Origin of the sequence: Massilia aurea, from assembly GCF_040790145.1 — a bacterium.
GTDB lineage: Bacteria > Pseudomonadota > Gammaproteobacteria > Burkholderiales > Burkholderiaceae_D > Telluria > Telluria aurea_C.
The window spans coordinates 124,193-134,564 of sequence record NZ_JBFMMP010000014.1; the positions used below are offsets into that span (position 1 = coordinate 124,193).

Below are 10,372 nucleotides of genomic sequence, written 5' to 3' on the forward strand. Positions count from 1 at the left end.
CCCAGACTTGAAAGCTTCGCTATAATCATGGGCTGTACTGAATTCTGTTAGCAGACACTAATCGTTGGGCAGGCTCCTGCGCCGGTTTAACAGTCGCTAATGTTTGCAAACGCAACTTGACCCCGATTTAGGAAATTCCATGGCAAATACCGCACAAGCGCGCAAACGCGCTCGTCAAGCAGTTAAGCAAAACGCGCACAACTCGTCGCAGCGTTCGACCCTGCGCACCGCAATCAAGGCAGCTCGCAAAGCCATCCAGGCTGGCGACAAAGAAGCCGCGACCATCATCTTCCAGCAGTCCGTGTCGAAAATCGACAGCATCGCTGACAAGAAAATCATCCACAAGAACAAAGCAGCGCGCCACAAGAGCCGCTTGGCTGCAGCCCTGAAAGCACTGTCGGCCTAAAGCCCGCGTGCGTGCGGCCCTCGGGCCGCGCAGGCAAGTTCTGTGCAGTGGAAAGACCCGCCCGACTTCGGTCCCGGCGGGTTTTTTTGCTTGGCACATCGATTTTTCCATCCGGAATGCATGGCAAGGTTGTCGATTGCGTAAAAACTGGTGTCTGCCGCAAAGGTGGGGCATAATATGGCGCGTCTTATGTCTTATAGAAGACTTGCAACGAGCGGCCTCAAGAGCTCCGGAATTCACGCCCGTGCAGTCTAGCCCACCCGATCTGGAGAGGGGTAGAATGTCCGGCATCGGCGCCCAGCGCCCGGATCCAACATCGTGGGCCCTGACCAATTGTCAGTTTTACTACTCGCGACCCCGTCGCGATTACCGAGGAAAATGTGCATGAGCAGTGATCAGACCATCATCTACACCCTGACCGACGAGGCGCCGCTGCTGGCGACCCACGCCTTCCTGCCTGTGGTCAGCACCTTCACGAAGCCGGCCGGCATCACCGTCACGGCCAGCGACATCTCGGTCGCGGCCCGCATCCTGGCTGCTTTCCCCGAGAATCTGACCCCAGAGCAGCGCGTGCCGGATTCGCTGGTCGAGCTGGGCAAGAAGACGCTGGAAGCCAGCGCCAACATCATCAAGCTGCCGAACATCAGCGCCTCGGTCAGCCAATTGACCACCACGATCAAGGAACTGCAAGACAAGGGCTATAACATCCCTGATTACCCGTCGGATCCGAAGACCGACGAAGAAAAAGCCATCAAGGCCAAGTATGGCAAGTGCATCGGTTCGGCAGTGAACCCGGTCCTGCGCGAAGGTAACTCGGACCGCCGCGCACCGCGCGCCGTCAAGGAATACGCCCGCAAGAACCCGCACTCGATGGCGCCATGGTCGCAAGCGTCGCGCACCCACGTGGCGCACATGACGAACGGCGACTTCTACCACGGCGAAAAGTCGATGACGATCGAGGCTGCGCGCGACGTCAAGATGGAACTGGTCACCAAGAGCGGCCAGACCATTGTCCTGAAGCCAAAGGTGTCGCTGCTGGCCGGCGAAATCATCGATTCGATGTTCATGAGCCGCAAGGCGCTGCTGGCCTTCTACGAAGCCCAGATCGAAGACGCGCACGCTACCGGCATGCTGTTCTCGCTGCACGTCAAGGCGACCATGATGAAGGTGTCGCACCCGATCGTGTTCGGTCACTGCGTGCGCATGTTCTACAAGGATGCGTTCGCCAAGCACGGCGCACTGTTCGACAGCCTCGGCATCAATGTCAACAACGGCATGGCCGACCTGTACAACAAGATCGCCGACCTGCCGTCGTCGCAGCGCGAAGAAATCATCCGCGACCTGCACGCCTGCCAGGAACACCGTCCTGAGCTTGCCATGGTCGATTCGGCCAAGGGCATCACCAACTTCCATTCGCCGAACGACGTGATCGTCGACGCGTCGATGCCGGCGATGATCCGCGCCGGCGGCAAGATGTACGGCGCCGATGGCCGCCTGAAAGAAGTCAAGGCTGTTATTCCTGAAAGCACGTTCGCGCGCATCTATCAAGAGATCATCAACTTCTGCAAATGGCATGGCGCGTTTGATCCGAAGACGATGGGCACCGTACCGAACGTCGGCCTGATGGCCCAGCAAGCCGAAGAATACGGCTCGCACGATAAAACGTTCGAGATCCAGGAAGACGGCGTGGCCAACATTACCGACCTCGCCACCGGCGAAGTGTTGATGAGCCAAAACGTCGAAGCGGGCGATATCTGGCGCATGTGCCAGGTCAAGGACGCGCCGATCCGTGACTGGGTCAAGCTGGCCGTGACGCGCGCGCGCAACTCGGGCATGCCGACCGTGTTCTGGCTCGACCCGTACCGTCCGCACGAAAATGAACTGATCAAGAAGGTCAAGGTCTACCTGAAGGATCACGACACGAGCGGCCTGGATATCCAGATCATGTCGCAAGTGCGCGCCATGCGCTTCACGCTCGAGCGCGTATGGCGCGGCCTGGACACCATCTCGGTGACCGGCAACATCCTGCGCGATTACCTGACCGACCTGTTCCCGATCATGGAACTGGGCACGTCCGCCAAGATGCTGTCGATCGTGCCGTTGATGGCAGGCGGCGGCATGTACGAAACGGGCGCCGGCGGCTCGGCCCCGAAACACGTGCAGCAGCTGGTCGAAGAAAATCACCTGCGCTGGGACTCATTGGGCGAATTCCTGGCACTGGCCGTGTCGCTGGAAGACTTGGGCCTGAAAACCGGCAACGACAAGGCCAAGGTGCTGGCCAAGACGCTCGACGCCGCCACCGGCAAGCTGCTGGACAACCGCAAGTCGCCATCGCCAAAAACTGGCGAGCTCGACAACCGCGGCAGCCAGTTCTACCTGTCGCTGTACTGGGCGCAAGAGCTGGCCGCGCAAACGGACGACGCCGCGCTGGCCGCCACGTTCGCGCCGCTGGCCAAGAGCCTGGCCGACAGCGAAGCGACCATTGTCGCCGAGCTGCTGGCCGTGCAGGGCAAGCCGGTCGATATCGGTGGTTACTACAAGTTGGATGAAGCCAAAGTGAGCGCCGCGATGCGTCCGAGCGCGACGTTCAACAAGGCGATCGATTCGTTCGCTTGAATTAGCTGGCTGCAGTAATCAAGGCTGCAGCAATTAGAAAACCCGTCGACCGTGAGGTCGGCGGGTTTTTTATTTGTTGGCGTGGCGCGAGTAGGCCGGCACCTCAATGAATTCGCCTGGCAGCAATGGATGCGTGGCCAGTGAAAACGGGCCGATACTGCTGCGCACCAGGCGCAGTGTCGGCAAGCCGACCGCCGCCGTCATCCGGCGCACTTGCCGGTTCTTGCCTTCTTCGAGAACGATGGCGATCCAGCTCGTCGGCTTGTCCTGGCGCGCGCGGATCGGCGGATTGCGCGGCCACAGCCATTCGGGCTCGGCGATGCGCGTGGCGCGGCATGGCTTGGTGACGAAGTCGCCCAAGTCGAGTGGCGCCTGCAGGCGCGCCATCGCGGCGGCGTCGGGTACGCCATCGACCTGCACCAGGTAGGTCTTGGCTTCCTTGTGGTCCGGGTGGGCGATCTTGTGCTGCAGTTGGCCGTCGTCGGTCAAAAGCATCAGGCCTTCGCTGTCGGCGTCGAGCCGGCCAGCGGGGTAGATGCCGGGGATCTTGAGGTAGTCGGCAAGTGATTCGCGGCCTTCCTGCGGCGAGAACTGGCACAGGACCTGGAACGGTTTATTGAAGAGAATCAGGGACATAAAGAAGCAGTCGAGCGAATGAGGAGGGCGCCAGCCAGTATCGTGACAGTATGGCAAAATACCGGAGCATAATGCAGAGCGCGCCATGGTTGGCTTCGTGGCGACGGCGACATTGTAAGCCAGTTCTTGACGCAGTTCGCGCAGCCTTTCGCCACCCACCTGGAGAACCTGATGTACCAGCATATCACCGTCCCGCCCGAGGGCCAGAAGATCACCGTCAACGCCGATTTCAGCCTGAACGTGCCGGCCACGCCGATCATTCCGTACATCGAGGGCGACGGCACGGGCGCGGATATCACGCCGGTAATGAAGAAGGTGGTCGATGCGGCGGTGGCCAAGGCTTATGGTGGGGAGCGCGCCATCGCCTGGATGGAAATTTTCGCTGGCGAAAAGGCGACCAGGCGCTACGGCGCCGACGTCTGGCTGCCGCCCGAAGTGCTCGAGGTGCTGAAGGAATACGTGGTCTCGATCAAGGGCCCGCTGACCACGCCGGTGGGCGGGGGTATCCGCTCGCTCAATGTCGCGCTGCGCCAGGAACTTGATCTGTACGTCTGCCTGCGTCCGGTGCGCTACTTTACCGGCGTGCCGTCGCCGCTCAAGAATCCGGAAAAGACCGACATGGTCATCTTCCGCGAGAATTCCGAAGATATTTATGCCGGCATCGAATGGCAGGCCGGTTCAGAAGAAGCGAAAAAGCTGATCGACTTCCTGCGCGCCGAATTGGGCGTGTCGAAGATCCGCTTCCCGGCCACGTCGGCGCTTGGCCTCAAGCCGGTCTCGGTCGAAGGCACCGAGCGCCTCGTGCGCAAGGCGATCCAGTACGCGATTGACCACGACAAGCCGTCGGTGACGCTGGTCCACAAGGGCAATATCATGAAGTATACCGAGGGAGGCTTTCGGGATTGGGGTTATGCGCTGGCGCAGAAAGAATTTGGCGCCGAACTGTTCGACGGCGGCCCGTGGTGCAAGCTCAAGAATCCAAAGACCGGCCGCGACATCATGATCAAGGATTCGATCGCCGACGCGTTCCTGCAGCAAATCCTGCTGCGGCCCGCTGAATATAGTGTGATCGCCACCTTGAATCTGAACGGCGATTATATTTCCGATGCGCTGGCGGCCCAGGTGGGGGGAATCGGCATCGCACCGGGCGCGAATATGTCCGATTCGGTGGCCATGTTCGAAGCGACCCACGGCACCGCGCCGAAATACGCGGGCAAGGATTACGTGAATCCCGGTTCGCTCATCCTGTCGGCCGAGATGATGCTGCGCCATATGGGCTGGAGCGAAGCGGCCGACCTGATCATCGCAGCGATGGGCCGTGCAATCGTGTCCAAGAAAGTGACCTACGATTTCGCACGCCTGATGGAAGGCGCCACGCAGGTGTCGTGCTCGGGTTTTGGCGAGGTGCTGATCGAGAATATGTAAATCGACGCATCGACACGTCGATGCAGGAGGGCAGATGCCGCAAGACCCTGACACCACACAGCACTACGAGCGGATTGGCCGGTTCATTTACGGCTTTCATCGCCACACCAATCCGGACGCACTGCGTGCGCTCCCCCCATCGCACAGCCTGGCGGCCCGCGGCGCCGCACTGGCGGCACGCTTCGACCGGGTGGTTGCCGCGTGGCGGTATGACAGCGAGAACGGACTGCCCGACCCGGTGAGCGAGGCAGAGTTCAGCGCGATCCTCGCCGAGGCACAGGCGTTCGCCCGTGACAGCGGCTGGCAATACGGGAACCCCGCACCTTGAACGGGCGAAAAAAAACCCCACTGCAGAGTGGGGCTCTTCACTTCCGGGAAGGGGAACGATCAGTTACCCTGGATGTTGGAAGCTTGCTTGCCTTTAGGGCCTTGCGTGACTTCGAATTGGACTTTTTGACCTTCTTTGAGGGTCTTAAAACCGTTCATGTTGATTGCGGAGAAGTGTGCGAACAGATCTTCGCCACCGTCATCAGGCGTGATGAAGCCAAAGCCTTTGGAATCATTGAACCACTTAACAGTACCAGTTGCCATAAAAGAACTTTCAAATTTAACAAATCACACTAGCCATAAAAGCAAGAAACCTCTTGCCCTCCTCAGCCTGCTCACTTCTTATCAACGAGTACATAAGTACAATGTCGATAACTGCATTGTTGGTGGAATAATCACGCAAGTCAAGGGGTTTGGGGCGCAGGTTGTCAATATTTTCAGGGAATTCCTGTGCGCCGGACTTGATTTCGGCAATCGAAACGCCATCTGCGCATTTATCCGAAAACGCGTAAGATGGAAACACCAGAAAACGAGCTGATGTTTACGCTTGGCACCAACCTCGGAAGTATTAGAATAAGCCCATGGCAACGAAGCACGATACTGAACAACTGCTAGAGCGGCAGACCGTCAAACCGCCTCCGCTGTACCAGGTGGCGCTACTGAACGATGATTACACGCCGATGGAGTTCGTCGTGGCCGTGATCCAGGAGTACTTTAACAAGGATCGCGAGACTGCTACCCAGATCATGCTGTCGGTACATCAGCATGGCAAAGGGGTGTGCGGCGTGTTTTCCAAAGATATAGCGTGTACCAAAGTGGAGTTTGTCTTAACGCATGCACGCAAGGCAGGGCATCCCCTGCAGTGCGTGATGGAGGAAGTATGATTGCGCAGGAACTTGAAGTATCTCTACACATGGCCTTTGTCGAGGCACGCCAGGCACGCCACGAGTTCATCACCGTGGAGCACCTGCTGCTGGCGTTGCTCGATAATCCTTCGGCCGCCGAAGTCCTGCGTGCGTGCGCGGTCAATATTGAAGACCTGCGCAAGACCCTGACGAATTTTATCGGTGATAACACCCCGACCGTGCCCGGCACGGGCGAGGTCGACACCCAGCCGACGCTTGGTTTCCAGCGCGTGATCCAGCGTGCGATCATGCACGTGCAGTCGGCTTCCAACGGCAAGAAAGAAGTTACCGGCGCCAATGTGCTGGTGGCGATCTTTGGCGAAAAAGACTCGCACGCGGTGTACTACCTGCACCAGCAGGGCGTGACCCGTCTCGACGTGGTCAATTTCATTTCGCACGGCGTGCGCAAGGACCAGCAGGTCGACACGTCCAAGGCGCCCGAAGGCGTCGAAGAAGCGCAGGTCGAAGGCCAGGCCAAAGAGTCGCCGCTCGACCAGTTCACGCAAAACCTGAACAAGGCCGCCGCCGACGGCAAGATCGATCCGCTGATCGGGCGCGAGGAAGAAGTCGACCGCGTGATCCAGATCCTGTGCCGTCGCCGCAAGAACAATCCGCTGCTGGTGGGTGAAGCGGGCGTGGGCAAGACCGCGATCGCCGAAGGCCTCGCATGGCGCATCGTGCAGGAAGACGTGCCTGAAATCCTGCAGAACGCCGTCGTGTTCTCGCTCGACATGGGCGCGCTGCTGGCCGGCACCAAGTACCGCGGTGATTTCGAGCAGCGCCTGAAAGCCGTGCTCAAGCAGATCAAGGACACCCCGAACGGCATCCTGTTCATCGACGAGATCCACACGATCATCGGCGCCGGTTCGGCCTCGGGCGGCACGCTCGACGCCTCGAACCTGCTCAAGCCGGCGCTCGCCAATGGCCAGCTCAAGTGCATCGGCGCGACCACCTTCACCGAGTTCCGCGGCGTCTTTGAAAAAGACCACGCCCTGAGCCGCCGGTTCCAGAAGGTCGACGTCAATGAGCCGACCGTCGAGCAGACCATCGCCATCTTGCGCGGCCTGAAGTCGCGCTTCGAAGAGCACCATGGCGTGAAGTATTCGGCGTCGGCCCTGACCACCGCGGCCGAACTGGCAGCGCGCTTCATCAATGACCGTCACCTGCCCGACAAGGCCATCGACGTCATCGACGAAGCGGGCGCCGCCCAGCGCATCCTGCCGAAGTCGAAGCAGAAGAAAACCATCGGCAAGGCCGAGATCGAGGACATCATCGCCAAGATCGCGCGTATTCCACCGCAAACGGTCAACCAGGACGACCGCAGCAAGCTGCAGACGATCGACCGCGACCTGCGCAACGTCGTGTTCGGGCAAGATCCGGCGATCGAGGCGCTGTCGGCCGCGATCAAGATGGCGCGCGCCGGCCTGGGCAAGACCGACAAGCCGATCGGCTCGTTCCTGTTCTCGGGCCCTACCGGCGTCGGCAAGACCGAAGTGGCCAAGCAGCTCGCGTTCATCCTGGGTATCGAGCTGGTGCGCTTCGACATGTCCGAGTACATGGAGCGGCACGCGGTCTCGCGCCTGATCGGCGCGCCGCCGGGTTATGTCGGTTTCGACCAGGGTGGCCTGCTGACCGAAGCGATCACCAAGAAGCCGCACACCGTGCTGCTGCTCGATGAGATTGAAAAAGCCCACCCGGACATTTTCAATATCCTGCTGCAGGTGATGGACCATGGCACCCTGACCGACAACAACGGGCGCAAGGCTGACTTCCGCAACGTGATCATCGTCATGACCACGAATGCGGGCGCCGAAAGCCTGACCAAGCGTTCGGTCGGCTTCGTCAACTCGCGTGAAGCGGGCGACGAGATGGGCGACATCAAGCGCATGTTCACGCCGGAGTTCCGTAACCGCCTGGATGCAATCATCAGCTTCCGCGCGCTGGACGAAGATATCATCCTGCGCGTCGTCGACAAGTTCCTGATGCAGCTGGAGGAGCAACTGCACGAGAAGAAAGTCGAAGCCATCTTCACCGAGAAACTGCGCAAGTTCCTCGGCCAGAAAGGGTTCGACCCGTCGATGGGCGCCCGTCCGATGTCGCGCCTGATCCAGGATCTGATCCGCAAGGCGCTGGCCGACGAACTGCTGTTCGGCCGGCTGACCAGCGGTGGCCGCGTCACGGTCGACCTGAACGAGAAGGACGAAGTCGTCCTCGAGTTCCCGGAAGGCGATGTCAGCCCGCCACCGGCCCCGGCCGAGACGGTCGAAATCGAGTAAGCACCGTTACTCGCCCAAAAGCCCGCGCACGCAAGTGTCGCGGGCTTTTTTCATGGAAACTTTGTTTCCAAAAATGCTAATTCACAAGCCCGTCATATGACATTCTTACACTGTGCGCACTCGTCGTTTCTCTCTCACGAAAATCGCAATGCGACTCGCACAGCTCACTACCTCATCCAAGCTCATCGGCGCCTTTGGCATCCTGTCCCTCGTCATCGTCATCATTGCCAGCGTCGCCGTCTGGCGCATGCACGCATCTGATGTCATCACATCCAACCTGGTCAACGACAAGCTGGCCAAGCAGCAGCTCACGTCCGAGCTGCTCGGCATCGCGCGCCTGAACGGCTCGCGCGCCGTCTCGATCGCGCGCAGCGACAGCCTGGAACTGGGCGACTACTTCGGCGCGCAGCTGGCCGGGGGGCGCAAGATTGCCACCGACCTCGAAGCGAAACTGGGCAAGCTGCCGGCATCAACGCAAGAGCGCACGCTGATCGCCGCCGCGACCGCGCACAAGACCGCGCTGGCCACGATCCAGGCCGACCTGTTCAAGGCCAAGGACCTGGGCCAGACCGGCCTGGTCGAAGAGATCCTCACCAGGAAATGGGAACCGGCCTTCCAGGCCAAGGTCGCCGCGCTCGAAGGCTTGCTCAAGTACGAGAGCACCGAGGCGCACCGCCTGGCCGACGAATCGGCGAGTGCCTCCGCCTTCAGCAAGGCGCTGCTCTTGATCCTGGGCGCCGCCGCACTGGCCGTGGCCGGCGGCCTGGCCTGGCTCTTGAGCCGCAACCTGGTGGGGCCATTGAAGCAAGCGGCAACCCTGGCCGAGCAAGTCGCCCACGGCGACCTGCGCCCGACCATCAGCCATACCCGGACGGACGAAATCGGGCGCCTGTTCGATGCCCTGAATGGCATGACGCACGGCGTGTCGAGCACCGTGTCGCAAGTGCTGCAAGGCGCGCAGGCGATCGATTCGGCGTCGGGTGAAATCGCCGAGGGCAACCAGGACCTGTCGATTCGCACCGAGCGCCAGGCCGATTCGCTGCGCGAGACGGTGACGGCGATGGGCGAACTGTCCGATGCGATCGCGAGTAACAACGCGAATGCGCAGCAAGCCAACGCGCTGGCGCAGACGGCGTCGGGCGTGGCCACCGAAGGCGCGCAGGCGGTCGAGCAGCTGGTTGCGCGCATGGGCGCCATCAAGGCGTCCGCTGCCCGCATCGTGGACATCACCGGCATGATCGACAGCATCGCCTTCCAGACGAATATCCTGGCCCTGAACGCGGCGGTGGAAGCGGCGCGCGCCGGCAGCGAAGGGCGGGGCTTCGCGGTGGTGGCGTCCGAAGTGCGCAACCTGGCGCAGCACTCGGCCGGGGCGGCCAAGGAAATCAAGAAGCTGATCGGCGAATCGGCGCTCGAGATCGACGCCGGCACCGGCATCGCCGAGGCGGCCGGTTCGACGATGCGCACGATGCTGCAGCACGTGCACGAGGTAGCGGGCATCCTGGGCCAGATCCACACCGCCAGCGCCGGTCAGGCCGATGGCGTGACGCAAGTGAGCCGCGCGATCGCCGAGATGGATCTCTCGACCCAGCAGAATGCGGCGATGGTGGAAGAGGCGGCGGCGGCGGCCGCCTCGATGCGCCAGCAGGCGGCCGAGTTGTCGGCACTGGTGGCGACGTTCAAATTGCGCACTCGCGTAGGGTTGGCGGCGTAGCCGCCAACCCTTGTATCTTGTTCTCATTGGTGGTTAGCTACTACCAATTGAGGTGAAGACCAGCTTG

9 protein-coding genes are annotated in these 10,372 nt (G+C 60.9%); 7 read left to right on the forward strand and 2 right to left on the reverse strand.

The genetic code is table 11. The annotated features are described in order from the left end of the window. The first annotated feature begins 139 nt into the window (after positions 1-139). Both rpsT and AB2N08_RS18060 read left to right on the forward strand, forming a co-directional pair. Positions 140-406, forward strand: a complete 267-nt coding sequence (gene rpsT, locus AB2N08_RS18055) for a 30S ribosomal protein S20 (protein WP_367612274.1) — start codon at positions 140-142, stop codon at positions 404-406. A gap of 384 nt (positions 407-790) precedes the next feature. Next, on the forward strand, positions 791-3,022 hold the full coding sequence (locus AB2N08_RS18060) for an NADP-dependent isocitrate dehydrogenase (RefSeq protein ID WP_367612275.1): 2,232 nt from the start codon (positions 791-793) through the stop codon (positions 3,020-3,022). 69 nt (positions 3,023-3,091) lie between these two features. On the opposite strand, the gene AB2N08_RS18065 is transcribed toward AB2N08_RS18060, so the two are convergent. After that, positions 3,092-3,658 (reverse strand): pseudouridine synthase, encoded by a 567-nt coding sequence (locus AB2N08_RS18065; protein WP_367612276.1) that lies wholly within the window; start codon positions 3,656-3,658, stop codon positions 3,092-3,094. A 171-nt stretch (positions 3,659-3,829) separates the two neighbouring features. On the opposite strand from AB2N08_RS18065, the gene icd reads away from it, so the two are divergent. Both icd and AB2N08_RS18075 read left to right on the forward strand, forming a co-directional pair. Further along, positions 3,830-5,083, forward strand: coding sequence for an NADP-dependent isocitrate dehydrogenase (gene icd / locus AB2N08_RS18070; RefSeq protein ID WP_367612277.1), 1,254 nt, complete (start codon positions 3,830-3,832; stop codon positions 5,081-5,083). Positions 5,084-5,117: 34 nt separating this feature from the next. Then, positions 5,118-5,411 (forward strand): hypothetical protein, encoded by a 294-nt coding sequence (locus tag AB2N08_RS18075; protein WP_367612278.1) that lies wholly within the window; start codon positions 5,118-5,120, stop codon positions 5,409-5,411. Positions 5,412-5,470: 59 nt separating this feature from the next. Here AB2N08_RS18075 and AB2N08_RS18080 read toward each other — a convergent pair whose 3' ends face one another. Then, positions 5,471-5,674, reverse strand: a complete 204-nt coding sequence (locus AB2N08_RS18080; RefSeq protein WP_171084635.1) for a cold-shock protein — start codon at positions 5,672-5,674, stop codon at positions 5,471-5,473. Between the two features lie 317 nt (positions 5,675-5,991). On the opposite strand from AB2N08_RS18080, the gene clpS reads away from it, so the two are divergent. From clpS to AB2N08_RS18095, 3 genes are all read left to right on the forward strand, one after another. Next, positions 5,992-6,294 (forward strand): ATP-dependent Clp protease adapter ClpS, encoded by a 303-nt coding sequence (clpS, locus tag AB2N08_RS18085; protein ID WP_290417291.1) that lies wholly within the window; start codon positions 5,992-5,994, stop codon positions 6,292-6,294. Continuing rightward, positions 6,291-8,591: an ATP-dependent Clp protease ATP-binding subunit ClpA gene (gene clpA, locus AB2N08_RS18090; protein ID WP_367612279.1), complete on the forward strand. Its 2,301-nt coding sequence runs from the start codon at positions 6,291-6,293 to the stop codon at positions 8,589-8,591. Before clpS ends, clpA begins: the two co-directional genes overlap by 4 nt. Before the next feature lie 148 nt (positions 8,592-8,739). Continuing rightward, positions 8,740-10,305 carry a methyl-accepting chemotaxis protein gene (locus AB2N08_RS18095; RefSeq protein ID WP_367612280.1) on the forward strand — a complete coding sequence of 522 codons (1,566 nt, stop codon included), beginning with the start codon at positions 8,740-8,742 and terminating at the stop codon, positions 10,303-10,305. The last annotated feature ends 67 nt before the right edge of the window (positions 10,306-10,372 follow it).

Bases quoted from the DNA above. Each gene is read 5' to 3' on its own strand.
- rpsT (WP_367612274.1), top strand. From the start codon at position 140: ATGGCAAATACCGCACAAGCGCGCAAACGCGCTCGTCAAGCAGTTAAG.
- AB2N08_RS18060 (WP_367612275.1), top strand. From the start codon at position 791: ATGAGCAGTGATCAGACCATCATCTACACCCTGACCGACGAGGCGCCG.
- AB2N08_RS18065 (WP_367612276.1), bottom strand. From the start codon at position 3,658: ATGTCCCTGATTCTCTTCAATAAACCGTTCCAGGTCCTGTGCCAGTTC.
- icd (WP_367612277.1), top strand. From the start codon at position 3,830: ATGTACCAGCATATCACCGTCCCGCCCGAGGGCCAGAAGATCACCGTC.
- AB2N08_RS18075 (WP_367612278.1), top strand. From the start codon at position 5,118: ATGCCGCAAGACCCTGACACCACACAGCACTACGAGCGGATTGGCCGG.
- AB2N08_RS18080 (WP_171084635.1), bottom strand. From the start codon at position 5,674: ATGGCAACTGGTACTGTTAAGTGGTTCAATGATTCCAAAGGCTTTGGC.
- clpS (WP_290417291.1), top strand. From the start codon at position 5,992: ATGGCAACGAAGCACGATACTGAACAACTGCTAGAGCGGCAGACCGTC.
- clpA (WP_367612279.1), top strand. From the start codon at position 6,291: ATGATTGCGCAGGAACTTGAAGTATCTCTACACATGGCCTTTGTCGAG.
- AB2N08_RS18095 (WP_367612280.1), top strand. From the start codon at position 8,740: ATGCGACTCGCACAGCTCACTACCTCATCCAAGCTCATCGGCGCCTTT.